The organism is Enterobacter cloacae complex sp. R_G8 (assembly GCF_024599795.1).
Lineage (GTDB): Bacteria > Pseudomonadota > Gammaproteobacteria > Enterobacterales > Enterobacteriaceae > Enterobacter > Enterobacter dissolvens.
Window position 1 is genome coordinate 624,560 of sequence record NZ_CP102246.1, and the last position, 25,004, is coordinate 649,563.

Below are 25,004 nucleotides of genomic sequence, written 5' to 3' on the forward strand. Positions count from 1 at the left end.
AGGAGTAGAGACAAAAACGGCGTGACACCTTGCGATGGCACGCCGTTTTATCGGGATTAACGGGTTCCGTAAACCACGATGGTTTTACCGTGGGCGGAGATCAGGTTCTGATCTTCCAGCATTTTCAGGATACGGCCCACTGTTTCACGGGAGCAACCGACGATCTGACCAATTTCCTGGCGGGTAATTTTAATTTGCATGCCGTCAGGGTGAGTCATGGCGTCTGGCTGTTTCGCCAGGTTCAGCAGCGTTTGCGCGATACGGCCGGTCACGTCCAGGAAGGCGAGGTTACCCACTTTCTCTGATGTGACCTGCAGACGGCGAGCCATCTGCGAAGAAAGACGCATCAGGATGTCAGGATTAACCTGAATCAACTGACGGAATTTCTTGTAGGAAATTTCAGCCACTTCACATGCTGTCTTTGCACGAACCCAGGCGCTACGTTCCTGGCCTTCTTCAAACAGGCCCAGTTCACCGATGAAATCGCCCTGGTTCAGATAAGAAAGGATCATCTCTTTCCCTTCTTCATCTTTGATCAGCACTGCCACCGAGCCTTTGACGATGTAATACAACGTTTCCGCTTTTTCACCCTGGTGAATCAGCGTGCTCTTCGATGGGTACTTATGAATGTGGCAATGAGACAAGAACCATTCGAGAGTCGGGTCTGTTTGCGGTTTGCCAAGCACCATGCGCTGTTATCCTCTGTTATAAGCTGTCACCAGAGTCATAAGATGCATCCGGACTCTGGGGTTGCAATCGAATTCTTACCCATACCTGGGAAGTCGGCTGTCGTAACGTTTCGCAGCCAGTAAAGTTTGATGTCCTCTGCATACATGTGTAACGTCAATGTATTACTGTAGCATCCAGAGTGTTTTAGCATAGCTTTCGCCGCGTGTCTCCTGGTGTCTCGCTTCAGCATGACGCAGGTCGCCTTCCATTGCGAGAAATGTAACGCACGCGTAATCTGTCACCAAAAATGCAACGTTGGAGTTAATGAATATGCAAGCGCGCGTGAAATGGGTAGAAGGTTTAACGTTCCTGGGCGAGTCCGCTTCAGGACACCAGATTTTGATGGACGGTAACTCCGGCGATAAAGCACCCAGCCCAATGGAGATGGTGCTGATGGCGGCTGGGGGATGCAGCGCGATTGACGTGGTGTCGATTCTGCAAAAGGGCCGTCATGATGTGACGGATTGCGAAGTTAAGCTCACGTCTGAACGTCGCGAAGAGGCGCCACGCCTGTTCACCCACATCAACCTGCACTTTATTGTCACCGGGAAAGAACTAAAAGATGCGGCCGTTTCACGCGCGGTCGATCTGTCAGCGGAGAAATACTGCTCTGTGGCATTGATGCTGGAGAAGGCGGTAAAAATTACCCATTCGTATGAAGTGATCGAGGCGTGATTGATGGGGCATCACGCGTGTTGATGCCCTCACCCTAACCCTCTCCCACTGGGAGAGGGAATATGATTATGCGATCTGTTTCCCTTCCATCAACCGCTGCACCAGCGGCGTCATGATCAGCTCCATCGCCAACCCCATTTTTCCGCCGGGCACCACTAACGTATTCATGTGAGAAATAAACGAACCCTGCAGCATCGCCAGCAGCCAGGGGTAATCGATGCCGTCGAGATTACGGAAATGGATCACCACAAAGCTCTCATCCAGCGACGGGATACTTTTGGCCGCGAACGGGTTAGAGGTGTCCACCGTCGGCACACGCTGGAAGTTGATGTGGGTGCGGGAAAACTGTGGTGTCAGATAATTGATGTAATCTTCCATTGAGCGCACAACCGAATCCATCACCGCCTCACGCGAATGGCCGCGCTCGCTGATGTCTCGCGTCAGCTTCTGGATCCACTCCAGGTTAACGATTGGCACCACGCCGACCAGCAGATCCACATGTCGCGCCACGTCGTGATGCGGCGTCACCACGCCGCCGTGCAATCCTTCGTAAAACAGCACGTCGGTAGGTTCCGGCAGCGGCTGCCAGGGAGTAAAGGTGCCCGGGACCTGGTTCCAGGGAACGGCTTCGTCGTAGGTGTGCAGATATTTGCGGGACTGGCCTTTGCCGCTTAGGCCGTACTCCTGAAACGTTTGCTCCAGCAGGCCGAAGTCATTGGCCTCCGGGCCGAAGTAGCTGATGTGTTTGCCCAAATCGCGCGCTTTGCGGATGGCCATGTCCATCTCCGGGCGCGTATAGCGGTGAAAGCTGTCGCCTTCGACCTCCGCCGCACGGAGATTCAACTGGGCGAAAATCTTGCGAAACGCGAGGCTGGTGGTGGTGGTTCCCGCACCACTCGACCCCGTAACGGCAATAACCGGATGTCTGGCAGACATAGCAACTCCCTGACTGGAAAGGTTGAAAGATCAGCCGTGAAACGCGTTGCGGGGCATGATATTGACCGTCTCATGCAGTTCAGACCACACCAGCACCACGTCGCCGCTTTTAAGCTGGCGTTTAACATCGTTGACCTTTTGCTCAAGCGAGCGTTCATGTTCACCATAATCGGTGCCTTCACGCAAGACAAAGCTTTCAATCAGATTATCGAGCGTTTCGGGCGCCAGATCCTGCCAGGGGATAATCATGTTGCACCGTCCAGGTAAGGGGTTAACCAGTCAGGAATGCGCGTCTCCAGCCACATTTTCGGGCGACGCAGCGTTCCGCCGACAAACCCCACGTGGCCGCCGTGCTCGGTCAGCTGATAGTGAACGTTGTCGGGCAGAAATTCCTGTGCAGGGATGGAGTGATGATCCATAAACGGGTCATCTTTCGCGTGAATGATCAGCGTCGGCTGAGTGATCTTGCTGAGCAGCGGCATGGCGCTGCACTGACGATAGTAGTCAATGGCATCGGCGAACCCATGAATTTTGGCGGTGATCAGGTCGTCGAACTCACGAATGCGGCGGACCTTTTTCAACTGACGCAGGCTCACCGGAAGGGTATCCGGATAGGCCTTCAGCTTGCGCGCCGCATTGGCTTTCAGCAGGTTGAGCAGGTAGCGCTGATAGACCCGGGAAAAGCCTTTCTCCATGTGGTAGCTGCACTGCTCCAGCATAAAGGGGGCAGAGACAATCACCGCAGCATTCAGCGGCACCGCGTCACCCTCTTTAGCCAGCAGACAGGCCAGCATATTTCCGCCGAGCGAATAGCCCACCGCCGCCGTCGGCACGGTACCGAAATTCTCCCGCAGCCAGTGCAAAAACCAGGTGCCATCTTCAGTTTCGCCGGAGTGATAGATGCGTTTCTGGCGATTCGGCTCGCCGCTGCATCCCCGAAAGTGCATCACCACGCCCAGCCAGCCGCGCGCTTTTGCTGCCTGAATTAACCCATGTGCATACGGGCTGTGCAGACTGCCTTCCAGACCGTGAAACACCACCAGACGGGGTTTGTGGCGCGCCTGTTCGGGAGCTTCGCTCCAGGCGAGATCCAGAAAGTCACCGTCCGGCAAATCCAGCCGCTGCCAGTGCGGGGTGAACTGCACCTTGCGGCGGATCAGGCGCGGCAGCATGGTCTGCAGGTGGCAGTTGGCCACGCCGCGCATGGGCACGAACTCTGTGCTGTCTTCGGCGGTGAGGTCGAAGTCTGATGGAATGATTTGGGTCATAAGGGTGATGCTGATTCTTGTCGGAAATTTACGATACTTTCCGAATTGTACCCCGTTTAGCCTGGTTTGCCGAACCATGAACTGATCCCGATCACAAATATTTACCTTGATTATTACTCTCAGGCTAATGATTCCACTCTACGCTTAATTGATGCCTTTCTCGCCTGGGTGCAGACTTTACTCAGCGTTAAGCAAATCAAAATGATGTGCTGAATCAGGAGGTTAATAATGTTATCTGGGCAAATACCCACCCGGCAATGGAACACCCGACGCAGCGAAAAAGCGCGTCGTCTGGCCTCCGTACCGGTGCAGGGCAAGGTTCTGCCAACCGGCGATCTTGTCGCCATGCTGGAAAAGCTGATCGCGCCAGGCGATAAGGTCGTTCTGGAAGGCAACAACCAGAAGCAGGCGGATTTTCTTTCCCGCTCGCTGGCCGAAGTGAACCCGCAAATTGTGCATGACCTGCACATGATCATGCCAAGCGTTGGCCGCAGTGAACATCTGGATATCTTTGAGAAGGGCATTGCCCGTAAGCTGGACTTCTCCTTCTCCGGCACGCAGAGCCTGCGCATCTCCCAGCTGCTGGAGGATGGTCAACTCGAAATCGGCGCCATTCATACCTATATCGAACTGTATTCACGTCTCTACGTTGACCTTTCACCAAACGTGGCGCTGATTGCCGGGTTTAAAGCAGACCGCAAAGGCAATCTCTATACCGGGGCAAGTACCGAAGATACCCCGGCGCTGGTGGAGGCCGCCGCGTTCCACGATGGAATCGTCATCGCACAGGTTAACGAGCTGGTGGACGACGAATGCGACCTGCCGCGCGTCGATATTCCTGGCTCCTGGATTGACTACGTGGTGGTGGCCGACAAGCCATTCTTTATTGAACCGCTGTTTACCCGCGACCCGCGCCTGATCAAACAGGAACATATCCTGATGGCGATGATGGCCATCAAAGGCATCTACGCTGAACATCAGGTGCAGTCCCTGAACCACGGGATCGGGTTTAACACCGCGGCAATTGAGCTGCTGCTGCCCACCTACGGTGAACAGCTCGGCCTGAAGGGCAAAATCTGTAAACACTGGACGCTGAACCCACATCCGACACTGATCCCGGCGATTGAAAGCGGCTGGGTGGAGAGTGTGCACTGCTTCGGCGGCGAACTGGGGATGGAAGAGTACATCCGCGCCCGTCCGGACGTGTTCTTCACCGGTGCTGACGGCTCCATGCGCTCCAACCGCGCCTTCTGCCAGCTGGCGGGCCAGTACGCCGTGGATATGTTTATCGGCTCCACCCTGCAGGTGGATGGTTACGCCAACTCCTCAACGGTGACCCGCGGTCGTCTCTCCGGCTTCGGCGGCGCGCCAAACATGGGCCATGATCCACACGGTCGTCGCCACGCCACCCCGGCCTGGCTGAACATGATCACCGAACCAGATCCGATGCAGCGCGGTAAAAAACTGGTCGTGCAGATGGTGGAAACCTTCCAGGCGGGCGTGAAGCCTACCTTCGTGGAAAAACTGGACGCCGTTGACGTGGCGAAAGCCTCCGGCATGCCGCTGGCACCGGTGATGATTTACGGCGATGACGTCACCCACGTGCTGACGGAAGAGGGGATTGCCTACCTCTACCGGGCAAAAGATCTGGAAGAGCGTCGCGCCATGGTCGCGGCCGTGGCCGGTATCACCGATATCGGTCTGGGTGTGGATGCCAGACGTGTGGCGGAACTGCGCCAGAGCGGCAAAGTCGTGTACCCGGAAGACATGGGGATTCGTCGTACCGATGCCACCCGCTCTCTGCTGGCCGCGGGCAGCGTGGCTGACCTCGTTGAGTGGTCCGGCGGTCTCTACAACCCACCTGCGAAATTCCGGAGCTGGTAATGACACTTCTGCCCCAGATTCAGGTTGAAGGCGGTGCCGAATGGCTGGCGCGAACCGCCACGCAGTGTCTGATCGACGAAGCACGCTTAAGCCCGAAACCCGGTCTGGTGGACAGTCGGGGGAACGGTGCGCACCACGATTTATCGCTTGCGCTGATGGAGCGCTCCGCGCACAGCCTGACCTCCACGTTTCAGGCGCTGGCGCAGCAGAGCTGGCAGCGTCCGGCGGATATTGCCCTCAGGCAAACCGTTGGCCGCCTTGGCCGCGAAGGCGAACGCCAGATGATGATCGCCACCGACGGCGTGAATACGCACCGTGGCGCAATCTGGGCGCTGGGGCTGCTGGTGAGCGCGGTGGCGATGCTGGGCGGCGACGCCCGCGCGCAAACCGTCGCTAACACCGCTGCACAGCTGGCGAAACTCCCGGACGACGCGGCACCGAAGGTGTTCAGTAAGGGGTTACGCGCCACGCACCGCTACCGCGTGCCGGGCGCGCGGGAAGAGGCTCAGCAGGCGTTTCCGCACATCATGCAGCGCGCGCTGCCGCAGCTTCGCCTGAGCCGTCTCAACGGCAGCAGCGAAACGAACGCCAGACTCGACGCGCTGATGGCAATCATGACCTCACTCACCGATACCTGCGTGCTGTCGCGCGCCGGAATGGAGGGGCTGGACGCTATGCAGAACGGCGCCCGGGCGGTACTGAACGCCGGAGGATGCGCAACGCTCGCGGGGCAGCAGGCACTGGCGCGGTTAGATCGCCAGATGCTTACGCTCAATGCCTCACCGGGCGGTGCCGCCGACCTGCTTGCCGCCACGCTGTTTCTTGACCGTGTCGAAACGCCCTATTCAAAGCATTAAGAGGATGTTATGGAAAAAATCACATTGACCATGCCAGCCAGCCGCACGTTAAGCGGCCGGGCGCTGGCAGGGGTAGTTGGATCCGGGGATATGGAGGTGCTGTTCACCGCCGAACCGGGCCAGACCTTAACCATTGATATCACCACCTCCGTCGACAACAGCCGTGGGCGCTGGGAGGCGTTATTCAACCGTCTGGAGACTGTCAGCAGCCTGCCCGCAGGCAAACTGACCATCCACGACTTTGGCGCGACGCCGGGCGTGGCACGCATTCGTATCGAACAGGTTTTTGAAGGGGTGAGCCATGCGTGATGACAGCAGCTTTATCGAATTAAAAGCGCGCCAGCGTGCGCAGGCGCTGCTCGACGAGGGCAGCTACCGCGAACTGCTGGATCCGTTTGCAGGCATTATCTCTCCGTGGCTTGGGCCACAGGGCATTGTGCCGCAGGCCGATGATGGCATGGTGGTCGCGAAAGGGACTATCAACGGCCAGCCTGCGGTCGTCGTGGCGATTGAAGGCGCGTTCCAGGGGGGCAGCATGGGCGAGGTCTCCGGCGCGAAAATGGCAGCAGCGCTGGAGCTGGCGGCGGAAGATAACCGCAACGGCATTCCGACTCAGGCCGTGCTGTGCCTCGAAACCGGCGGCGTACGCTTGCAGGAAGCCAACCTCGGCCTGGCGGCGATTGCCGATATCCATGCAGCGATTGTTGACCTGCGTCGCTACACGCCCGTTATCGGGATTGTGGCCGGGACCGTGGGCTGCTTCGGCGGGATGTCTATCGCCGCGGCGCTTTGCAGCTACCTGATTGTGACCCGCGAAGCGCGTCTGGGGTTAAACGGCCCGCAGGTAATTGAGCAGGAAGCGGGCATTGAAGAGTACGACTCCCGCGACCGTCCGTTTATCTGGAGCATGACCGGCGGTGAGGTGCGCTATCAGAGCGGGCTGGTGGACGCGCTGGTCGGCGACGGCGTGAATGCGGTGAAAGCCGCGATGAACGAGGCCATCGCCAAAGGCGTACCGGCAAAACATCGTACCGATAACTACGACGATTACCTGAACCGCCTGATGAATTTCGACACCCGCAAGCAGGCCGATGCCGAACAGATTAACGCGCTTTTTGCCCGGGAGGTGAAATGATGAGTAACGCAATGAGCCGTGGCGAACGCTGGCTGGAAACCCTCGCCCCGAACGCCAAACGTATTGAGGGGCTGTGCCCGTCCGTGCAGGCGGCAGACGGCGAGCTGAACGGTGAAGCGGTGCGTTTTATCGCCGTGGTGCCGGATGCAAATAACCACTTCCCGCGTGCGGCGCAGGGCGAAGTCGGTCTGCTGGAAGGCTGGACGCTGGCGAAAGTGGTCAGCGAAACCGTCGCGGCGGATGCCGATAAAGCCGTCAAACGCCCGATTGTGGCGGTGATTGACGTCCCAAGCCAGGCCTATGGCCGTCGTGAAGAGGCGTTTGGTATTCACCAGGCGCTGGCGGGAGCCGCTGCCGCGTATGCGAACGCGCGCCTGGCCGGTCATCCGGTGATTGGGCTTATCGTCGGCAAGGCGATGTCCGGTGCGTTTCTGGCGCACGGCTACCAGGCCAATCGCCTGATTGCCTTTAACGACAAAGGCGTGCTCATCCACGCCATGGGGAAAGCGTCTGCCGCGCGGATCACCCTGCGCAGCGTGGAGGCGCTGGAAAAACTGGCTGCCACTATTCCACCTATGGCGTATGACATCAGCAACTACGCCACGCTGGGGCTGCTCTCCAGCCTGCTGGATATCAGCAACCCGGATGCCCCATCCGATAACGACCTGACGCTGGTGAAAACCACCCTGCAACAGGCCATCAGTGACGCTCGTCAGGATCCGACGCTGAAAAGCCGTCTGGGTGCTGACAATCGCCGCAGCTCGGCGCTCGTACGCGAACGTATGCGCGCCAGCTGGTAAGTAAAAAGAGACCTGCCAGATGCACAACCCCACGGGCGTATCCGTTACGCCCGTGCGGGAAGCTGCATCCTGAAAATAATAATCATCGCGCCAGTGCTACTTCTTTTTAATCACAGGTGATTTATGACTTACGTAATTGTTCATGCTCTCGCACCGATTTTCGTCATCATGCTGCTGGGATTCTGGGCCGGTAAGGCAAAGATGGTCGATAACAAAAATGTTTCCCTGCTCAATATCTTCGTTATGGATTTTGCCCTGCCTGCCGCGCTGTTCAGCGCGACCGTGCAAACCCCGTGGACCGGTATCGTGGCGCAGTCGCCGCTGATCCTGGTGCTGACCCTGGCGATGTGGATCACCTACGCAGCTATCTATTTCCTTGCCACGAAGGTCTTTAAAAAATCCCCTCAGGATGCGGCCGTGCTGACGCTCACCGTCGCGCTGCCAAACTATGCGGCGCTTGGTCTGCCGATTCTGGGCAGCGTGCTGGGTGAAGGATCTTCCACGTCTCTCTCCGTGGCGGTCTCTATTGCCTGCGGTTCCGTGCTGATGACGCCGTTCTGTCTGCTGATCCTGGAGCGGGAAAAAGCGCGTTCCGAAGGCAATACCTCCGGCTCAACCCTCTCTATGCTGCCGGTGCTGATGTGGCGATCCATTAAAAAACCGATCGTGATGGGTCCACTGCTCGGTGTGATTTTATCCGCTATCGGCATCAAAATGCCGGATCTGGTCCTCGCTGCGATTAAACCGCTGGGACTGTCCGCCACCGCCGCCGCGCTGTTCCTGACCGGGGTGATCCTCTCTGCCCGTAAGCTGCAGATCAACACCATGGTGATCACCTCGACCATCGCCAAACTGCTTATCCAGCCAGCCATTGCCTGGGGTATCGTTTTAATCTTCGGTCTGCACGGCTCCGTGGCGATCACCGCTATCCTGATGATTGCGCTGTCCGCGGGTTTCTTCGGGGTAGTGTTTGGTAACCGCTTTGGCGTGCAGTCACCGGATGCAGAAGCGGTACTGCTGTTAAGCTCAGTCCTGTGTATCCTGTCGCTGCCGCTGTTTATCTCATTGACGTCAGGAATGTAATCATGACCACAACATTACGCCCGCACGACCTCATCTGGCTTACCGCGCGCGACGCGCTGGAAGGGATCACTGAAACCTGGGTGGATGCCGCCTGGCATACCGGCCTGCCGGTGGTGGTGCGGCGTGATGTTGATAACGATGGCCGAATCCCCGTTGGCGTGCGCGGACTGCGCCGCGACCACCGGGCGGCCGGATGGGTGAAGACGGAAAACGTACGCCGCGTGGTGTCACCTGAAGAGCTGTGCGTCACCGCCGATTTGCTGCGTTCGCCGTTTGTCACTCAGCCACCTGTTCAGGTGGCGTTACAGCTTGCGCAGCAGTCGTGGCCGTGGACGTGGGGCATTACCGGCAGCACCGGCTTTGCGCTGGCGACCGGCATTCCGGTGATCCATGCCGACAGCGATCTTGATCTGCTGATCCGCGCCCCGCAGCCGATATCACCCGACGCGTTTACCGCCTGGCAGTTGCAGTTAAGTGGTGCGCTGTGCCGGGCTGATACCCAGGTGGATACGCCAGAGGGTGGATTCGCGCTGGCGGAGTGGCTGCGCGATGGCAAAACGCTGCAGAAAACCCGCCGTGGGCCACGCCTGGTGGCAGACCCATGGCGCAGGGAGGAGTGATGAAAATACTGTTTACCTTTCCGGGGCAGGGTACGCAGCATGAAGGTATGCTGCAAAACCTGCCGGGAACGGAACTGGCTCAGGCGCGTGAGGTGCTGGGTGCCGAAGTTGATACGCTGGACAGTGCCGCCTCGTTAACCCATACCCGTGCGGTTCAGCTTTCCCTGCTCATTGCTGGCGTCGCATGGGCGCACGAGCTGGAGCGACGTGGCGTGTCGCCTGACATCGTCAGCGGTTTATCGATTGGCGCTTATCCCGCGGCGGTCGTGGCAGGGGCGCTGGAATTTACGGACGCCCTTAAGCTGGTGGCGCTGCGTGGCGATCTGATGGAGCAGGCGTATCCGCACGGCTACGGCCTGACGGCGATTATGGGGCTGACCCTGCCGCAGGTGGAGCAACTTATCGAAGGCACCGGAACGTATATTGCTAACCTGAACGCCGAAACGCAGATCGTCATTGCCGGATCCGATGGAGGGATGGCGCAGGTGGCAAAACGCGCCCTGGAAAAGGGGGCGAGCAAAGCGCAAAGGCTGGCAGTCAGCGTGCCATCCCATTGTGAACTGCTGGCGGAGCCGGCACAAAAGCTGGTCTCGGCGTTTGAAGCGGTCACCCTTTCCCGACCGCGCTGTGCGTACCTGAGCGGCAGCACCGGGCGCGTGCTCTGGCAACCGGAGAGAATCGCGGACGATCTGGCGATGAACATGGCGCGCACCGTGCGCTGGCAGGAGGCGATGATTTCCGCGAACGAACGTGAAGCCCGGCTGGCGATCGAGATGCCGCCCGGCGGCGTACTGACCTGTCTGACGCGACAGGCCGCGTGGGAAGGGGAGACCCTTTCACTGGAGCGCAGCGGGGCGGATGTGGCGGTGCATCTGGCAGGAAGGCTTCGTGCGTGAGTTTTTAGCCCGGTAAGCGTAGCGCCACCGGGCAATACATCAGACTCCGTCCTGCAGGCTGCGGGCATACATTCGCCCTTCGGCGGCCAGCGCCCGCAGACTCGGGTCCTGTTCGCGGTTGCGGGCAAAGACAATCGCGATTAACTGCTGCATCTGGTACGGCTGCGCCAGCTTTAACAGCTGCACCGAGTTCTCATACACCTTCTTCATCCTGCCCGGCATCAGCGTAAAGCCGACGCCCGCCTGAACCAGGCTGAGCATTGAGAAAATGTCATTCACGCGGGTGACAATTTCCGGTTCAAATCCGGCGATATGAAATGCTTCCTGGAACCCCGCATAGGTGGCAAACCCTTCTGCCAGCGAGACAAATTTCTGATCTTTATAATCGCGTAAATCAGCCAGCCCGCTGGTATTCAGCGTGGCAGAGGCAGGTGCGGCCAGGAAAATGTCATCATGAAACAGGGGCAGGACTTCAAGGCTGTTGCGGTCGATGTCGCTTTCGGAAATCGAGATGAGGATCGCGTCCAGCGTACCGTCGTCAAGCATATGCAGCAACGTATCGTTGGAGCCCATGGTCAGGTCCATCTCCAGATCCGGGCGACGCAGCTTCATGCCCATGATCAGGCGCGGCACGGTTTCCAGCGTCAGCGAGTAGAGCGTGCCGACGCGCAACCGCCCCTGACCAATACCGGCGATTTTACGGGACTCTTCCAGCCCGCGCTCCATCACCTGCATAACTTCCTGACAATACTCCAGCAGCGTCCAGGCGGACGGAAGGGCAATCAGGTTACGTCCCTTATGGGTAAAGAGCGGACAGCGGACGTTCTCTTCCAGAGTATGCAGCGCACGATGCACGCTGACGCCGCTCAGACCCAGCGTTTCGGCGGTACGGGCGATATTGCCCTTCTCCATAAACGTCATGAAGATGCTGAGCTTACGGAATGTAATTTCACTCGTGATATCGAACCCCATAACCCTCCCGGCGGTCACTCAGCCTGCAGCATCGCTTCCAGCTGTTCCTGGGCATCCAGCCATGCCATTTCGCACTCTTCGAGGCTGGATTTGGTCTTCGCCTGGGTTTGCAGGCAGTCGGTCAGCTCCGCTTTACGGCTCTGGTCGTACAGACCGCTGTCGCCCAGTTTTTCTTCAACGTCTGCAAGCGTGGCGTTGAGTTTCTCCATCTCTTTTTCGAGACGGGCAATCTCTTTACGCAGTGGCTGAGTCTGCGTACGCAGTTCAGCTTCACGGCGCTTCTGATCTTTACGCGCCTGCGCGCTGTTGGCGTTCTCTTTCGCCGACTCTTCCGGCTGGTTTTCCTGCTTCTGCACGTCCGTCAGCCACTGCTGATAGTCTTCCAGGTCACCGTCAAACGGCTCGACTTTACCGTCGTGTACCAGATAGAGATCGTCCGTGGTGGAGCGGATCAGGTGGCGGTCGTGCGAGACCACAACCAGCGCGCCCTCAAACTCAATCAGCGCTTCGGTCAGCGCCTGACGCATGTCGAGATCGAGGTGGTTGGTCGGTTCATCGAGCAGCAGCAGGTTCGGGCGCTGCCAGACAATCAGCGCCAGCACCAGACGGGCTTTTTCGCCGCCAGAGAAACGCTCGGTGTTTTCGGTGACCTTATCGCCCTGGAAGCCAAAGCCGCCGAGGTAGTCGCGTAGCTTTTGCTCCATCTCCTGCGGTGCCAGACGCGCCAGGTGCTGGATAGGGGATTCATCCGCGCGTAAAAATTCCAGCTGATGCTGGGCGAAGTAGCCAAGCTTGATACCTTTTGCCAGGCCGATCTCGCCGCTTACCGGGTTAAGCTCGCCCGCCAGCAGTTTGATGAGTGTTGATTTACCGGCGCCATTACGTCCCAGCAGACCAATACGCGAACCCGGCACCAGGTTGAGTTTGATGGAGTCGAGGATGATGCGATCGCCGTATCCGGCGCTCACTTTTTCCATCTTTAGCAGCGGGTTTGGCAGGCTTTCCGGCGCGCGGAAGCTGAAGTGGAACGGGTTATCCACGTGCGCCGGGGCAATCATCTCCATGCGTTCCAGCATCTTGATACGGCTTTGGGCCTGTTTGGCCTTCGAGGCTTTGGCCTTGAAGCGGTCAACAAAACTCTGCAGATGCGCCACGCGCTGCTGCTGGCTTTCGTACATCGCCTGCTGTTGAGCGAGGCGCGTTGCGCGCTGGCGTTCGAAAGAGCTGTAGTTTCCGGTGTACTCGAACATATTTTGCTGTTCGATATGAATGATTTTATCCACCACCGGATCGAGGAAGTCGCGGTCGTGGGAGATCAGAATCAGAGTGCCCTGATAGCTCTTGAGCCACTTCTCCAGCCAAATGACCGCATCGAGATCGAGGTGGTTCGTCGGTTCATCGAGCAACAGCAAATCGGAGCGGCAGATCAGCGCCTGCGCCAGGTTAAGACGCATACGCCAGCCACCGGAGAAGTCGCTGACGGGACGTTCAAGCTGTTCGTTGCTGAACCCCAGGCCGTGGAGCAGGCTGGAGGCGCGGGAGCGAATGGTCCACGCGTCGATGGCGTCCAGCTTGCCGTGGACGGTGGCGATGGCGTGGCCATCGTTGCGATCGTTGGCGGCGTTCAGTTCCGCTTCCAGCTTACGGTATTCACGATCGCCATCAATAACATAGTCGAGCGCCGGCTCACTCAGGGCGGGCGTCTCCTGGTTTACCCAGGCGAGCTGCCAGTTTCCCGGATACGTAAAGTTACCGCCATCCGCGCTAATCTCGTTTTTCAGCAGCGCCAGCAGGGTGGATTTACCGCAGCCGTTTTTGCCGACCAGACCCACTTTTTGACCTGGATTAATGGTGGCGGTGGCGTTATCCAGCAGGACGCGCACGCCGCGACGAATTTGTAACGAGGAGAAAACAATCATAGAAGCGCCGTATGTTCCGACTATGTTAATTTGTCATTATGATAATGTAAGGTGTGGGCCATTTTCCGCACCGGGCCGCCATGGTAGCCCAAAACAACGACGATACACAAAAACAGAAACAGAACCGGGAGGGGAGTGATGTCTCAGACAGCAAAAGTGCTGCTGCTGTATGCCCATCCGGAATCTCAGGACTCGGTGGCAAACCGCGTCCTGCTTAAGCCGGCTACTCAGCTCAGTAACGTGACGGTGCACGATCTCTACGCGCACTACCCTGATTTCTTTATCGATATTCCGTACGAGCAGGAATTGCTGCGTCAGCATGACGTGATTGTGTTCCAGCATCCGCTCTATACCTATAGCTGTCCGGCCCTGCTGAAAGAGTGGCTGGATCGGGTGCTGAGTCGGGGATTTTCCAGCGGGGTGGGGGGCAACCAACTGGCGGGAAAGTACTGGCGTAGCGTGATTACCACCGGTGAGCCGGAGAGCGCTTACCGCTACGATGGCCTTAACCGTTATCCGATGAGCGATATCCTGCGGCCCTTCGAGCTGACGGCGGCGATGTGCCGTATGCACTGGATGAGCCCTATTATCATCTACTGGGCGCGGCGTCAGGATCCGAAGGAGCTGGCGAGCCACGCCAGAGCGTATGGTGAATGGCTGGCATCACCGATTCCGGCAGGAGGGCGTTAATGGAAGGATCGAATTTACTCCTCGCCGGGGTGCTGTTTTTGTTTGCCGCGGTGGTGGCGGTACCGTTGGCCGCACGGATCGGTATTGGCGCGGTGCTCGGGTATCTGCTGGCGGGGATTGCAATTGGCCCCTGGGGGCTGGGATTCATCAGCGATGTCGATGAAATTCTCCATTTCTCCGAGCTGGGCGTGGTGTTCCTGATGTTCATCATTGGCCTGGAGCTGAACCCGTCAAAGCTGTGGCAGCTCCGGCGCTCAATCTTTGGCGTTGGCGCGGCGCAGGTGCTGTTCAGCGCAGCCATTCTGGCCGGGCTGCTGATGCTCACTGACTTTTCGTGGCAGGCGGCGACCATCGGCGGTATTGGCCTTGCCATGTCCTCAACGGCGATGGCATTGCAGCTGATGCGTGACAAGGGCATGAACCGCAGTGAGTCGGGGCAACTGGGCTTTTCGGTTCTGCTGTTTCAGGATTTAGCGGTGATCCCGGCGTTGGCGCTGGTGCCGCTGTTGGCCGGGCCCGGTGACGATCATTTCGACTGGGCAAAAGTCTCCATGAAGGTGCTGGCCTTTGCGGGCATGCTGATTGGGGGGCGTTTCCTGCTGCGTCCGGTGTTCCGCTTTATCGCCGCGTCAGGCGTGCGTGAGGTGTTTACCGCCGCAACGCTGCTGCTGGTACTGGGCTCTGCGCTGTTTATGGACGCGCTGGGGCTGTCGATGGCGCTTGGTACGTTCATCGCCGGGGTGCTGCTCGCCGAGAGCGAATACCGCCACGAACTGGAAATTGCGATCGAACCCTTTAAAGGGCTGCTGTTAGGGCTGTTCTTTATTTCGGTCGGCATGGCGCTCAATCTCGGTGTGCTCTATACCCATCTGCTGTGGGTTATCGTGAGTGTGGCTGTGCTGGTGGCGGTGAAAACCCTGGTGCTGTACGTCATGGCGCGTATATCCGGGCTGCGCAGTTCGGAACGCATGCAGTTTGCCAGCGTGCTTAGCCAGGGGGGAGAGTTCGCGTTTGTGCTGTTCTCTACGGCGTCGTCGCAGAAACTGTTCAAAGACGATCAGATGGCGCTTCTGCTGGTGACGGTCACGCTGTCGATGATGACCACGCCGCTGCTGATGAAGCTGGTGGATAAACTGCTGTCGCGCCGCTTAAACCCGGCTGACGATGAAGATGAAGCCCCGTGGGTGGAAGACGATAAGCCGCAGGTGATTGTGGTGGGGTTTGGCCGCTTCGGGCAGGTGATCGGTCGTCTGCTGATGGCGAACAAAATGCGCATCACGGTGCTGGAGCGGGATATCAGCGCGGTCAACCTGATGCGCAAATACGGTTATAAGGTTTATTACGGTGATGCGACGCAGCTCGAACTGCTGCGATCCGCAGGCGCGGAGGCGGCGGAGTCGATCGTCATTACCTGTAACGATCCGGAAGACACGATGAAGCTGGTAGAACTTTGTCAGCAGCATTTCCCGCATCTGCATATCCTGGCGCGTGCGCGGGGACGTGTGGAAGCGCACGAACTGTTGCAGGCGGGGGTGAAACACTTCTCGCGTGAGACGTTTTCCAGTGCGCTTGAGTTAGGGCGAAAAGCGCTGATTTCGCTGGGCATGCACCCGCATCAGGCGCAGCGTGCCCAGATGCACTTCCGCCGGCTGGATATGCGTATGCTGCGCGAGCTGATGCCCGTGCACACGGATACGGCGCAGATCTCCCGCGTGCGGGAAGCGCGTCGTGAGCTGGAGGAGATTTTCCAGCGCGAGATGCAGCAGGAACGACGCCAGCTGGACGGCTGGGACGAATTTGAATAAAGGGTAACCAAATATGGCTGTACGTAAACGCTTTATCGCGGGCGCAAAATGCCCGACCTGCCAGGCACAAGATACCCTGGCGATGTGGCGTGAGAATAATATTGATGTTGTTGAGTGCGTTAAGTGCGGTCACCAGATGCGTGAGGCCGACAAAGAAGCACGCGATCACGTGCGCAAAGAAGAGCAAGTGATCGGCATTTTTCATCCGGACTAGCGATATGCCCTGAGTTTTTTTAAGCTAAAGGGTACACGGGTGCAGATTTCCGCTACAATCTGCGCCAGCAATTTTCCCACGCTCAGGAGATATCATGAAAGTAGCAAAAGACCTGGTGGTCAGCCTGGCCTATCAGGTACGTACAGAAGACGGTGTGTTGGTTGATGAGTCTCCGGTGAGTGCGCCGCTGGACTACCTGCATGGTCACGGTTCCCTGATTTCCGGCCTGGAAAACGCGCTGGAAGGTCATGAAGTTGGCGATAAATTTGACGTTGCTGTAGGCGCGAACGACGCTTACGGTCAGTATGACGACAACCTGGTTCAGCGCGTTCCTAAAGACGTGTTCATGGGCGTTGACGAGCTGCAGGTTGGCATGCGCTTCCTGGCGGAAACTGACCAGGGCCCGGTTCCGGTTGAAATTACTGAAGTTGAAGACGACCACGTTGTGGTTGATGGCAACCACATGCTGGCTGGCCAGAACCTGAAGTTCAACGTAGAAGTTGTCGCTATCCGTGAAGCAACGGAAGAAGAGCTGGCTCATGGCCACGTTCACGGTGCGCACGGTCACGACCATGACCACGATCACGGCCACGACGGCTGCTGCGGTGGTCACGGCCACGACCACGACCATGGTCACGACCACGGTAAAGGTGGTTGCGGTAACGGCGGCTGCGGTTGTCACTGATTCCGTATGACGGAAAATAAAAAAGCGGGATAATCCCGCTTTTTTTACGCCTCAATAATGAGGCGGTGGCGTCTCTTCAGACTGTGAGGCGATGTTTGACGGCTGCGTTGCCTTCAGCTTTTCCGTCAGCAGGCGCATATGATCCCGCAGTTTCGCCATTTCGAGTTCATGCGCGGTCACGGTCTGGTTAAGCTCTTCGATGGTGATGTCCTGAAAAGCCAGGCGGCTTTCCAGTTCAGCCAGTCTCGCTTCAATCGTTGTGTCCTTCATCATTCACCTCGTCTGTTTCTGATTCGCCATAGTGGGCCAGCGGCGGCGAAGTTTAACTGAGTTTGTCCCTTCGTGCAGTATCCATCCCTTTGGCAAGAAACTTATTTAAACAAAAATAGTCTGAAAAGTGGCGAGAATCGGGAGAGTCTGTCTGTAGATTTCTTCCTCAACGTTTTATAGTACGTAGCTCATTTACGTTTAATGCTGGGGTGAGAGTCCCCAGGCCCTGGAGATATGGATGAAATCACTGTTTAAAGTAACGCTGCTGGCGACGACGATGGCTGTTGCGCTGAACGCGCCGCTGTCCTTCGCTGCTGATACTGCTGCGAAGCCTGCTGCAACTGCAGACAGCAAAGCGGCGTTCAAAAATGACGACCAGAAATCTGCCTACGCACTGGGCGCATCTCTGGGTCGTTACATGGAAAACTCTCTGAAAGAACAAGAGAAACTGGGTATCAAACTGGACAAAGCTCAGCTGATCGCGGGTGTTCAGGATGCATTTGCTGATAAGAGCAAACTGTCTGACCAGGAAATTGAACAGACTCTGCAGGCGTTTGAAGCGCGTGTGAAAGGTGCCGCTCAGACGAAGATGGAAGCGGACGCTAAAGACAACGAAGCGAAAGGCAAAGCCTACCGCGATACCTTTGCTAAAGAGAAGGGCGTAAAAACCTCTTCTACCGGTCTGGTATACAAAGTTGAGAAAGAAGGTACCGGTGACGCACCGAAAGACAGCGATACTGTCGTGGTGAACTACAAAGGTACGCTGATTGACGGTAAAGAGTTCGATAACTCTTACACCCGTGGTGAGCCGCTCTCCTTCCGTCTGGATGGTGTGATCCCAGGCTGGACCGAAGGCCTGAAAAACATCAAGAAAGGCGGTAAGATCAAGCTGGTTATTCCACCGGATCTGGCCTATGGCAAAACCGGCGTTCCGGGTATCCCTGCCAACTCTACGCTGGTGTTTGACGTAGAGCTGCTGGACATCAAACCGGCACCGAAAGCCGATGCGAAACCAGAAGCGCAGGCAGATCAGAAAGCTGCCGCAGACGCGAAGAAGTAATCGTATGAAAACCGCCGCCTTTAAGGCGGCGGTTTTTTTATTGTGGGGCAGATATAATTAACACTGGAAAGCGTTAGGCACGCTGTATTAATTTAGTTGTCCGTGTAGATAATGAGCCTGCCCTGAAAACCTAACGACAGGCTCCTGAAAAGGAGTGTTTTTTTCATGTCCAGGTCGCTTTTAACCAACGAAACCAGTGAACTTGATTTGCTGGATCAACGTCCTTTCGACCAGACCGACTTCGATATTCTGAAATCCTACGAAGCGGTGGTGGACGGGTTAGCGATGCTCATTGGGTCCCACTGCGAAATCGTATTGCACTCCCTGCAAGATCTGAAGTGTTCCGCCATCCGCATTGCTAATGGTGAGCATACTGGCCGTAAAATTGGTTCGCCAATCACCGACCTTGCATTGCGCATGTTGCATGACATGACCGGCGCGGACAGCAGCGTCTCCAAATGTTATTTCACTCGCGCCAAAAGCGGCGTGCTGATGAAATCAGAAACCATTGCTATTCGAAACCGCGAGCACCGTGTGATTGGACTGCTGTGCATCAACATGAACCTTGATGTGCCATTCTCGCAAATCATGAGCACCTTTATTCCGCCAGAAACGCCAGACGTGGGCTCTTCTGTTAACTTTGCCTCCTCTGTTGAAGATCTCGTGACGCAGACTCTCGAGTTCACGATTGAAGAAGTGAATGCCGATCGCAACGTATCGAACAACGCCAAGAACCGTCAGATCGTGCTGAATCTCTATGAAAAAGGCATTTTTGATATCAAAGACGCGATTAACCAGGTGGCCGATCGTCTGAACATCTCCAAACATACGGTTTATCTCTACATTCGCCAGTTCAAAAGCGGTGATTTCCTGGGACAAGATAAGTAATGCGTTTTGCGTTAATGGTGACAGGCCCGGCGTATGGTACTCAGCAGGCCAGCAGCGCGCTGCAGTTTGCCCAGGCGCTGCTACAAGCCGGACATGAACTGGTGAGCGTCTTCTTCTATCGGGAAGGGGTCTATAACGCGAACCAGTTTACGTCACCGGCAAGCGATGAATTTGATCTGGTGCGCGCCTGGCAGGCGTTAAATGAGGCGCAGGGTGTTGAACTGCATATCTGTGTGGCAGCGGCCCTGCGTCGCGGTGTGACGGATGCAGCCGAAGCTGAACGCCTGGGTTTGCCGGGCGCTAACCTGCAGCCTGGTTTTTCGTTGAGTGGTCTTGGCGCGCTGGCCCAGGCGGCGTTAACCTGCGACAGAGTGGTGCAATTCTGATGAAGCGTGTGGCATTTGTTTTTACTTCTGCGCCGCACGGAAGCGCCTCAGGCCGCGAAGGTCTGGATGCGCTGCTTGCGACATCGGCATTAACAGAAGATATCGGCGTCTTCTTTTTAGGGGACGGGGTGTTTCAAATGCTGGCGGGGCAACAGCCGCAAGCCATTCTGGCGCGCGACTATATCGCAACCTTCAAAGTGCTTCCGCTTTACGATATTGAAAACTGCTATGTCTGTGCCGACTCTTTAACTGCGCGCGGTTTGAGCGATAAGACCCCTTTCGTGCTGGACGTGACGACCTTACCTTCTGCTGCGCTGCGCGAACAACTCTCCCACTACGACACTGTTCTGACTTTCTGAGGCCGCCATGCTCCATACCCTGAGCCGCTCACCGTGGCAATGTGATATCGACACGTTACTGAGCATGCTGCGCGAAGGTGATGATCTGCTGTTGATTCAGGATGGCGTACTCGCTGCGCTGGAAGGTAGCCGTTTCGTTGAAATCCTCACGAATGCCCCCATAACTGTCTCTGCGCTAAAGGACGATCTGGATGCGCGGGGTCTTTCTGGTCAAATTTCAGCCAAAATTGACGTGGTTGGCTATACTGATTTCGTCAATCTTACTGTGACGCACGCCAGTCAAATGAACTGGTGATTTGAGATCGCTGTATATTTCTTGACACCTTTTCGACGTAGCCCTAAAATTTCGCGTCCTCATATTGTATGAGGTCGTTTTATTACGTGTTTACGAAGCAAAAGCTAAAACCAGGAGCTATTTAATGGCAACAGTTAACCAGCTGGTACGCAAACCACGTGCACGCAAAGTTGCAAAGAGCAACGTGCCTGCGCTGGAAGCATGCCCGCAGAAACGTGGTGTATGTACTCGTGTGTATACCACCACTCCTAAAAAACCAAACTCCGCACTGCGTAAAGTATGCCGTGTGCGTTTGACTAACGGTTTCGAAGTGACTTCCTACATCGGTGGTGAAGGTCACAACCTGCAGGAGCACTCCGTGATCCTGATCCGTGGCGGTCGTGTTAAAGACCTTCCGGGTGTTCGTTACCACACCGTTCGTGGTGCGCTGGACTGCTCAGGTGTTAAAGACCGTAAGCAGGCTCGCTCCAAGTACGGCGTGAAGCGTCCTAAGGCTTAATGGTTCTCCGTTAAGTAAGGCCAAACTGATTTATCTTAATGTCAAACTAAACTCGTAGAGTTTTGGACAATCCTGAATTAACAACGGAGTATTCCCATGCCACGTCGTCGCGTCATTGGTCAGCGTAAAATTCTTCCAGATCCGAAATTCGGATCAGAACTGCTGGCAAAATTTGTAAATATCCTGATGGTAGATGGTAAAAAATCTACTGCAGAAGCAATCGTATACAGCGCGCTGGAGACCCTGGCTCAGCGTTCTGGTAAAAATGAACTGGAAGCTTTCGAAGTCGCTCTCGACAACGTTCGCCCAACTGTAGAAGTTAAGTCCCGCCGCGTTGGTGGTTCTACTTATCAGGTTCCAGTTGAAGTTCGTCCGGTTCGTCGTAATGCCCTGGCAATGCGTTGGATCGTTGAAGCTGCTCGTAAACGCGGTGATAAATCCATGGCTCTGCGTCTGGCGAACGAACTTTCTGATGCTGCAGAAAACAAAGGTACTGCAGTTAAGAAACGTGAAGACGTTCACCGTATGGCAGAAGCCAACAAGGCGTTCGCACACTACCGTTGGTAATCCCTTCGGAGTATTAGTCACCAGGCGGGCGCTTCAGAGAAGCCGCCCGCTCTGGGTTACTTAACTGAACGCCTAAAGAAACAAACGAGGAATCAAATGGCTCGTACAACACCCATCGCACGCTACCGTAACATCGGTATCAGTGCGCACATCGACGCCGGTAAGACCACTACTACCGAACGTATTCTGTTCTACACCGGTGTAAACCACAAAATCGGTGAAGTTCATGACGGCGCAGCCACCATGGACTGGATGGAACAGGAGCAGGAGCGTGGTATTACTATCACCTCCGCAGCGACTACTGCATTCTGGTCAGGTATGGCTAAGCAGTACGAACCGCATCGCGTAAACATCATCGACACCCCAGGGCACGTTGACTTCACCATCGAAGTAGAACGTTCCATGCGTGTTCTTGACGGCGCGGTAATGGTTTATTGCGCAGTTGGTGGTGTTCAGCCACAGTCTGAAACCGTATGGCGTCAGGCGAACAAATATAAAGTTCCACGCATCGCGTTCGTTAACAAAATGGACCGTATGGGTGCTAACTTCCTGAAAGTTGTTGGTCAGATCAAAACCCGTCTGGGCGCGAACCCTGTTCCGCTGCAGCTGGCAATTGGTGCTGAAGAAGGCTTCACCGGCGTTATCGACCTGGTGAAAATGAAAGCCATCAACTGGAACGATGCAGACCAGGGCGTTACCTTCGAATACGAAGATATCCCGGCTGAGATGCAGGACCTGGCTGACGAATGGCACCAGAACCTGATCGAATCCGCTGCTGAAGCTTCTGAAGAGCTGATGGAGAAATACCTGGGTGGTGAAGAACTGACTGAAGAAGAGATCAAAAAAGCTCTGCGTCAGCGTGTTCTGAACAACGAAATCATCCTGGTAACCTGTGGTTCTGCGTTCAAGAACAAAGGTGTTCAGGCGATGCTGGATGCGGTAGTTGACTACCTGCCATCCCCGGTTGACGTTCCTGCGATCAACGGCATCCTGGACGACGGTAAAGATACTCCGGCTGAGCGTCACGCAAGCGACGACGAGCCGTTCTCTGCACTGGCGTTCAAAATTGCTACCGACCCATTCGTGGGTAACCTGACCTTCTTCCGCGTATACTCTGGTGTGGTTAACTCCGGTGACACCATCCTGAACTCCGTGAAAGCGGCGCGTGAACGTTTTGGCCGTATCGTACAGATGCACGCTAACAAACGTGAAGAGATCAAAGAAGTTCGTGCGGGCGACATCGCTGCAGCTATCGGTCTGAAAGACGTGACCACTGGTGACACCCTGTGTGACCCGGATCACCCGATCATTCTGGAGCGTATGGAATTCCCTGAGCCGGTAATCTCCATCGCGGTTGAACCAAAAACCAAAGCTGACCAGGAAAAAATGGGTCTGGCTCTGGGTCGTCTGGCGAAAGAAGACCCATCATTCCGCGTATGGACTGATGAAGAATCTAACCAGACCATCATCGCAGGTATGGGTGAACTGCACCTGGACATCATCGTTGACCGTATGAAACGCGAATTCAACGTTGAAGCGAACGTGGGTAAACCTCAGGTTGCTTACCGCGAAGCGATTCGCGCGAAAGTTACCGATATTGAAGGTAAACACGCTAAGCAGTCTGGTGGTCGCGGTCAGTACGGTCACGTTGTGATCGACATGTACCCACTGGAGCCGGGCTCTAACCCGAAAGGTTACGAGTTCATCAACGACATCAAAGGTGGTGTAATTCCTGGCGAATACATCCCTGCCGTTGATAAAGGCATCCAGGAACAGCTGAAAGCGGGCCCTCTGGCTGGCTATCCGGTTGTTGACATGGGTATCCGTCTGCACTTCGGTTCTTACCACGACGTTGACTCCTCTGAACTGGCGTTTAAACTGGCTGCGTCTATTGCCTTTAAAGAAGGCTTTAAGAAAGCAAAACCAGTTCTGCTTGAGCCAATCATGAAGGTTGAAGTAGAAACTCCTGAAGAGAACACCGGTGACGTTATCGGTGACTTGAGCCGTCGTCGCGGTATGCTGCGCGGTCAGGAATCCGAAGTAACTGGCGTTAAGATCCATGCTGAAGTTCCGCTGTCTGAAATGTTCGGATATGCAACTCAGCTGCGTTCTCTGACCAAAGGTCGTGCATCATACACCATGGAATTCCTGAAGTATGATGATGCGCCTAACAACGTTGCTCAGGCCGTTATTGAAGCCCGTGGTAAGTAATCCACAGGATTAAAACCTAAGTCCCGTGCTCTCTCCTGAGGGGAGAGCACTATAGTAAGGAATATAGCCGTGTCTAAAGAAAAATTTGAACGTACAAAACCGCACGTCAACGTTGGTACTATCGGCCACGTTGACCATGGTAAAACTACCCTGACTGCTGCAATCACTACCGTTCTGGCAAAAACCTACGGTGGTTCTGCTCGTGCATTCGACCAGATCGATAACGCACCAGAAGAAAAAGCTCGTGGTATCACCATCAACACCTCTCACGTTGAATATGACACCCCGACTCGCCACTACGCACACGTAGACTGCCCAGGCCACGCCGACTATGTTAAAAACATGATCACCGGTGCTGCGCAGATGGACGGCGCGATCCTGGTAGTAGCTGCGACTGACGGCCCAATGCCTCAGACTCGTGAGCACATCCTGCTGGGTCGTCAGGTAGGCGTTCCTTACATCATCGTGTTCCTGAACAAATGTGACATGGTTGATGACGAAGAGCTGCTGGAACTGGTAGAGATGGAAGTTCGTGAACTGCTGTCTCAGTACGATTTCCCAGGCGACGACACTCCAATCGTTCGTGGTTCCGCGCTGAAAGCGCTGGAAGGCGAAGCAGAGTGGGAAGCGAAAATCATCGAACTGGCTGGTTTCCTGGATTCTTACATCCCAGAACCAGAGCGTGCGATTGACAAGCCATTCCTGCTGCCAATCGAAGACGTATTCTCCATCTCCGGTCGTGGTACCGTTGTTACCGGTCGTGTAGAGCGCGGTATCATCAAAGTGGGTGAAGAAGTTGAAATCGTTGGTATCAAAGAGACTGCGAAGTCTACCTGTACTGGCGTTGAAATGTTCCGCAAACTGCTGGACGAAGGCCGTGCTGGTGAGAACGTTGGTGTTCTGCTGCGTGGTATCAAACGTGAAGAAATCGAACGTGGTCAGGTACTGGCGAAGCCAGGCTCAATCAAGCCACACACCAAGTTCGAATCTGAAGTGTACATCCTGTCCAAAGACGAAGGCGGCCGTCATACTCCGTTCTTCAAAGGCTACCGTCCACAGTTCTACTTCCGTACAACTGACGTGACCGGTACCATCGAACTGCCAGAAGGCGTAGAGATGGTAATGCCAGGCGACAACATCAAGATGGTTGTGACTCTGATCCACCCAATCGCGATGGACGACGGTCTGCGTTTCGCAATCCGTGAAGGCGGCCGTACCGTTGGCGCGGGCGTGGTTGCAAAAGTTCTGGGCTAATTAATTATCCCCGAATAAAAAAGGACGCTTCGGCGTCCTTTTTTGTT

29 protein-coding genes are annotated in these 25,004 nt (G+C 56.0%); 22 read left to right on the forward strand and 7 right to left on the reverse strand.

The genetic code is table 11. From position 1 onward, the window contains the following. Positions 1–56 precede the first annotated feature (56 nt). Positions 57–689 (reverse strand): cAMP-activated global transcriptional regulator CRP, encoded by a 633-nt coding sequence (gene crp, locus NQ842_RS02855; protein WP_000242758.1) that lies wholly within the window; start codon positions 687–689, stop codon positions 57–59. A 310-nt stretch (positions 690–999) separates the two neighbouring features. On the opposite strand from crp, the gene NQ842_RS02860 reads away from it, so the two are divergent. Next, a complete protein-coding gene (locus tag NQ842_RS02860) occupies positions 1,000–1,404 on the forward strand; it encodes an OsmC family protein (protein ID WP_010436331.1) in 405 nt (134 codons plus the stop codon). A 66-nt stretch (positions 1,405–1,470) separates the two neighbouring features. On the opposite strand, the gene NQ842_RS02865 is transcribed toward NQ842_RS02860, so the two are convergent. The 3 genes from NQ842_RS02865 to NQ842_RS02875 are packed head-to-tail and all read right to left on the reverse strand — an operon-like array spanning position 1,471 to position 3,608. Next, the gene (locus NQ842_RS02865; RefSeq protein WP_013099054.1) at positions 1,471–2,340 is read right to left on the reverse strand and encodes a phosphoribulokinase; all 870 of its coding nucleotides are present in this window, start codon (positions 2,338–2,340) and stop codon (positions 1,471–1,473) included. Between the two features lie 30 nt (positions 2,341–2,370). Further along, complete coding sequence (locus tag NQ842_RS02870; RefSeq protein ID WP_013099053.1) at positions 2,371–2,589, reverse strand: YheU family protein; 219 nt, start codon at positions 2,587–2,589, stop codon at positions 2,371–2,373. Further along, positions 2,586–3,608 (reverse strand): hydrolase, encoded by a 1,023-nt coding sequence (locus tag NQ842_RS02875; protein ID WP_014833532.1) that lies wholly within the window; start codon positions 3,606–3,608, stop codon positions 2,586–2,588. Before NQ842_RS02875 ends, NQ842_RS02870 begins: the two co-directional genes overlap by 4 nt. A 228-nt stretch (positions 3,609–3,836) precedes the next feature. Between NQ842_RS02875 and mdcA the strand changes: the two genes are divergently transcribed. The 8 genes from mdcA to mdcH all read left to right on the forward strand — a co-directional run bounded on the left by mdcA (position 3,837) and on the right by mdcH (position 10,883). After that, positions 3,837–5,492: a malonate decarboxylase subunit alpha gene (gene mdcA / locus NQ842_RS02880; RefSeq protein ID WP_013099050.1), complete on the forward strand. Its 1,656-nt coding sequence runs from the start codon at positions 3,837–3,839 to the stop codon at positions 5,490–5,492. Continuing rightward, on the forward strand, positions 5,492–6,349 hold the full coding sequence (locus tag NQ842_RS02885) for a triphosphoribosyl-dephospho-CoA synthase (protein WP_013099049.1): 858 nt from the start codon (positions 5,492–5,494) through the stop codon (positions 6,347–6,349). The genes mdcA and NQ842_RS02885 overlap by 1 nt, the downstream gene beginning before the upstream one ends. Before the next feature lie 9 nt (positions 6,350–6,358). Further along, on the forward strand, positions 6,359–6,658 hold the full coding sequence (gene mdcC, locus NQ842_RS02890; protein WP_014833531.1) for a malonate decarboxylase acyl carrier protein: 300 nt from the start codon (positions 6,359–6,361) through the stop codon (positions 6,656–6,658). Continuing rightward, positions 6,651–7,484: a biotin-independent malonate decarboxylase subunit beta gene (locus tag NQ842_RS02895; RefSeq protein WP_013099047.1), complete on the forward strand. Its 834-nt coding sequence runs from the start codon at positions 6,651–6,653 to the stop codon at positions 7,482–7,484. The genes mdcC and NQ842_RS02895 overlap by 8 nt, the downstream gene beginning before the upstream one ends. Then, on the forward strand, positions 7,484–8,284 hold the full coding sequence (mdcE, locus tag NQ842_RS02900) for a biotin-independent malonate decarboxylase subunit gamma (protein WP_046889503.1): 801 nt from the start codon (positions 7,484–7,486) through the stop codon (positions 8,282–8,284). Before NQ842_RS02895 ends, mdcE begins: the two co-directional genes overlap by 1 nt. 123 nt (positions 8,285–8,407) lie before the next feature. Next, the gene (locus NQ842_RS02905) at positions 8,408–9,367 is read left to right on the forward strand and encodes an AEC family transporter (protein ID WP_014833528.1); all 960 of its coding nucleotides are present in this window, start codon (positions 8,408–8,410) and stop codon (positions 9,365–9,367) included. A 2-nt stretch (positions 9,368–9,369) separates the two neighbouring features. After that, a complete protein-coding gene (locus NQ842_RS02910; RefSeq protein WP_257256486.1) occupies positions 9,370–9,987 on the forward strand; it encodes a malonate decarboxylase holo-ACP synthase in 618 nt (205 codons plus the stop codon). Further along, positions 9,987–10,883, forward strand: a complete 897-nt coding sequence (gene mdcH, locus NQ842_RS02915) for a malonate decarboxylase subunit epsilon (RefSeq protein ID WP_046889430.1) — start codon at positions 9,987–9,989, stop codon at positions 10,881–10,883. The genes NQ842_RS02910 and mdcH overlap by 1 nt, the downstream gene beginning before the upstream one ends. Before the next feature lie 39 nt (positions 10,884–10,922). Here mdcH and NQ842_RS02920 read toward each other — a convergent pair whose 3' ends face one another. Together NQ842_RS02920 and NQ842_RS02925 are read right to left on the reverse strand one after the other, a co-directional pair. Continuing rightward, a complete protein-coding gene (locus NQ842_RS02920; RefSeq protein ID WP_050859985.1) occupies positions 10,923–11,855 on the reverse strand; it encodes a LysR substrate-binding domain-containing protein in 933 nt (310 codons plus the stop codon). A 14-nt stretch (positions 11,856–11,869) separates the two neighbouring features. Beyond that, on the reverse strand, positions 11,870–13,774 hold the full coding sequence (locus NQ842_RS02925; protein ID WP_248042113.1) for an ABC transporter ATP-binding protein: 1,905 nt from the start codon (positions 13,772–13,774) through the stop codon (positions 11,870–11,872). A 138-nt stretch (positions 13,775–13,912) separates the two neighbouring features. Here NQ842_RS02925 and kefG point away from each other — a divergent pair, with 138 nt between their 5' ends. The 4 genes from kefG to slyD all read left to right on the forward strand — a co-directional run bounded on the left by kefG (position 13,913) and on the right by slyD (position 17,168). Next, the gene (gene kefG / locus NQ842_RS02930; RefSeq protein ID WP_014833523.1) at positions 13,913–14,464 is read left to right on the forward strand and encodes a glutathione-regulated potassium-efflux system ancillary protein KefG; all 552 of its coding nucleotides are present in this window, start codon (positions 13,913–13,915) and stop codon (positions 14,462–14,464) included. Beyond that, positions 14,464–16,269 carry a glutathione-regulated potassium-efflux system protein KefB gene (gene kefB / locus NQ842_RS02935; protein ID WP_046889427.1) on the forward strand — a complete coding sequence of 602 codons (1,806 nt, stop codon included), beginning with the start codon at positions 14,464–14,466 and terminating at the stop codon, positions 16,267–16,269. The genes kefG and kefB overlap by 1 nt, the downstream gene beginning before the upstream one ends. Before the next feature lie 13 nt (positions 16,270–16,282). After that, complete coding sequence (locus NQ842_RS02940) at positions 16,283–16,483, forward strand: YheV family putative zinc ribbon protein (RefSeq protein ID WP_010436300.1); 201 nt, start codon at positions 16,283–16,285, stop codon at positions 16,481–16,483. 94 nt (positions 16,484–16,577) lie between these two features. Beyond that, complete coding sequence (slyD, locus tag NQ842_RS02945) at positions 16,578–17,168, forward strand: peptidylprolyl isomerase (RefSeq protein ID WP_014833521.1); 591 nt, start codon at positions 16,578–16,580, stop codon at positions 17,166–17,168. Between the two features lie 51 nt (positions 17,169–17,219). Here slyD and NQ842_RS02950 read toward each other — a convergent pair whose 3' ends face one another. Beyond that, on the reverse strand, positions 17,220–17,438 hold the full coding sequence (locus NQ842_RS02950) for a protein SlyX (protein ID WP_003861693.1): 219 nt from the start codon (positions 17,436–17,438) through the stop codon (positions 17,220–17,222). 238 nt (positions 17,439–17,676) lie between these two features. Between NQ842_RS02950 and fkpA the strand changes: the two genes are divergently transcribed. The 9 genes from fkpA to tuf all read left to right on the forward strand — a co-directional run bounded on the left by fkpA (position 17,677) and on the right by tuf (position 24,957). Continuing rightward, a complete protein-coding gene (fkpA, locus tag NQ842_RS02955; protein ID WP_013099036.1) occupies positions 17,677–18,498 on the forward strand; it encodes an FKBP-type peptidyl-prolyl cis-trans isomerase in 822 nt (273 codons plus the stop codon). 165 nt (positions 18,499–18,663) lie between these two features. Next, positions 18,664–19,386, forward strand: a complete 723-nt coding sequence (locus NQ842_RS02960; protein ID WP_003861697.1) for a transcriptional regulator — start codon at positions 18,664–18,666, stop codon at positions 19,384–19,386. Next, a complete protein-coding gene (gene tusD, locus NQ842_RS02965) occupies positions 19,386–19,772 on the forward strand; it encodes a sulfurtransferase complex subunit TusD (RefSeq protein WP_014833520.1) in 387 nt (128 codons plus the stop codon). Before NQ842_RS02960 ends, tusD begins: the two co-directional genes overlap by 1 nt. Then, positions 19,772–20,131, forward strand: coding sequence for a sulfurtransferase complex subunit TusC (gene tusC, locus NQ842_RS02970; protein WP_257256487.1), 360 nt, complete (start codon positions 19,772–19,774; stop codon positions 20,129–20,131). Before tusD ends, tusC begins: the two co-directional genes overlap by 1 nt. Positions 20,132–20,138: 7 nt before the next feature. Next, on the forward strand, positions 20,139–20,426 hold the full coding sequence (gene tusB, locus NQ842_RS02975) for a sulfurtransferase complex subunit TusB (RefSeq protein WP_013099033.1): 288 nt from the start codon (positions 20,139–20,141) through the stop codon (positions 20,424–20,426). Between the two features lie 124 nt (positions 20,427–20,550). After that, positions 20,551–20,925, forward strand: a complete 375-nt coding sequence (gene rpsL, locus NQ842_RS02980) for a 30S ribosomal protein S12 (protein WP_000246815.1) — start codon at positions 20,551–20,553, stop codon at positions 20,923–20,925. Positions 20,926–21,021: 96 nt separating this feature from the next. Next, a complete protein-coding gene (rpsG, locus tag NQ842_RS02985) occupies positions 21,022–21,492 on the forward strand; it encodes a 30S ribosomal protein S7 (protein WP_003861706.1) in 471 nt (156 codons plus the stop codon). A gap of 96 nt (positions 21,493–21,588) precedes the next feature. After that, complete coding sequence (gene fusA / locus NQ842_RS02990; protein WP_013099032.1) at positions 21,589–23,703, forward strand: elongation factor G; 2,115 nt, start codon at positions 21,589–21,591, stop codon at positions 23,701–23,703. Positions 23,704–23,772: 69 nt separating this feature from the next. Beyond that, positions 23,773–24,957 carry an elongation factor Tu gene (gene tuf, locus NQ842_RS02995; RefSeq protein WP_023326212.1) on the forward strand — a complete coding sequence of 395 codons (1,185 nt, stop codon included), beginning with the start codon at positions 23,773–23,775 and terminating at the stop codon, positions 24,955–24,957. Positions 24,958–25,004: the final 47 nt, after the last annotated feature.

Excerpts from the sequence above, each read along its gene's own strand:
- crp (WP_000242758.1), bottom strand. The coding sequence starts at position 689 with ATGGTGCTTGGCAAACCGCAAACAGACCCGACTCTCGAATGGTTCTTG.
- NQ842_RS02860 (WP_010436331.1), top strand. The coding sequence starts at position 1,000 with ATGCAAGCGCGCGTGAAATGGGTAGAAGGTTTAACGTTCCTGGGCGAG.
- NQ842_RS02865 (WP_013099054.1), bottom strand. The coding sequence starts at position 2,340 with ATGTCTGCCAGACATCCGGTTATTGCCGTTACGGGGTCGAGTGGTGCG.
- NQ842_RS02870 (WP_013099053.1), bottom strand. The coding sequence starts at position 2,589 with ATGATTATCCCCTGGCAGGATCTGGCGCCCGAAACGCTCGATAATCTG.
- NQ842_RS02875 (WP_014833532.1), bottom strand. The coding sequence starts at position 3,608 with ATGACCCAAATCATTCCATCAGACTTCGACCTCACCGCCGAAGACAGC.
- mdcA (WP_013099050.1), top strand. The coding sequence starts at position 3,837 with ATGTTATCTGGGCAAATACCCACCCGGCAATGGAACACCCGACGCAGC.
- NQ842_RS02885 (WP_013099049.1), top strand. The coding sequence starts at position 5,492 with ATGACACTTCTGCCCCAGATTCAGGTTGAAGGCGGTGCCGAATGGCTG.
- mdcC (WP_014833531.1), top strand. The coding sequence starts at position 6,359 with ATGGAAAAAATCACATTGACCATGCCAGCCAGCCGCACGTTAAGCGGC.
- NQ842_RS02895 (WP_013099047.1), top strand. The coding sequence starts at position 6,651 with ATGCGTGATGACAGCAGCTTTATCGAATTAAAAGCGCGCCAGCGTGCG.
- mdcE (WP_046889503.1), top strand. The coding sequence starts at position 7,484 with ATGAGTAACGCAATGAGCCGTGGCGAACGCTGGCTGGAAACCCTCGCC.
- NQ842_RS02905 (WP_014833528.1), top strand. The coding sequence starts at position 8,408 with ATGACTTACGTAATTGTTCATGCTCTCGCACCGATTTTCGTCATCATG.
- NQ842_RS02910 (WP_257256486.1), top strand. The coding sequence starts at position 9,370 with ATGACCACAACATTACGCCCGCACGACCTCATCTGGCTTACCGCGCGC.
- mdcH (WP_046889430.1), top strand. The coding sequence starts at position 9,987 with ATGAAAATACTGTTTACCTTTCCGGGGCAGGGTACGCAGCATGAAGGT.
- NQ842_RS02920 (WP_050859985.1), bottom strand. The coding sequence starts at position 11,855 with ATGGGGTTCGATATCACGAGTGAAATTACATTCCGTAAGCTCAGCATC.
- NQ842_RS02925 (WP_248042113.1), bottom strand. The coding sequence starts at position 13,774 with ATGATTGTTTTCTCCTCGTTACAAATTCGTCGCGGCGTGCGCGTCCTG.
- kefG (WP_014833523.1), top strand. The coding sequence starts at position 13,913 with ATGTCTCAGACAGCAAAAGTGCTGCTGCTGTATGCCCATCCGGAATCT.
- kefB (WP_046889427.1), top strand. The coding sequence starts at position 14,464 with ATGGAAGGATCGAATTTACTCCTCGCCGGGGTGCTGTTTTTGTTTGCC.
- NQ842_RS02940 (WP_010436300.1), top strand. The coding sequence starts at position 16,283 with ATGGCTGTACGTAAACGCTTTATCGCGGGCGCAAAATGCCCGACCTGC.
- slyD (WP_014833521.1), top strand. The coding sequence starts at position 16,578 with ATGAAAGTAGCAAAAGACCTGGTGGTCAGCCTGGCCTATCAGGTACGT.
- NQ842_RS02950 (WP_003861693.1), bottom strand. The coding sequence starts at position 17,438 with ATGAAGGACACAACGATTGAAGCGAGACTGGCTGAACTGGAAAGCCGC.
- fkpA (WP_013099036.1), top strand. The coding sequence starts at position 17,677 with ATGAAATCACTGTTTAAAGTAACGCTGCTGGCGACGACGATGGCTGTT.
- NQ842_RS02960 (WP_003861697.1), top strand. The coding sequence starts at position 18,664 with ATGTCCAGGTCGCTTTTAACCAACGAAACCAGTGAACTTGATTTGCTG.
- tusD (WP_014833520.1), top strand. The coding sequence starts at position 19,386 with ATGCGTTTTGCGTTAATGGTGACAGGCCCGGCGTATGGTACTCAGCAG.
- tusC (WP_257256487.1), top strand. The coding sequence starts at position 19,772 with ATGAAGCGTGTGGCATTTGTTTTTACTTCTGCGCCGCACGGAAGCGCC.
- tusB (WP_013099033.1), top strand. The coding sequence starts at position 20,139 with ATGCTCCATACCCTGAGCCGCTCACCGTGGCAATGTGATATCGACACG.
- rpsL (WP_000246815.1), top strand. The coding sequence starts at position 20,551 with ATGGCAACAGTTAACCAGCTGGTACGCAAACCACGTGCACGCAAAGTT.
- rpsG (WP_003861706.1), top strand. The coding sequence starts at position 21,022 with ATGCCACGTCGTCGCGTCATTGGTCAGCGTAAAATTCTTCCAGATCCG.
- fusA (WP_013099032.1), top strand. The coding sequence starts at position 21,589 with ATGGCTCGTACAACACCCATCGCACGCTACCGTAACATCGGTATCAGT.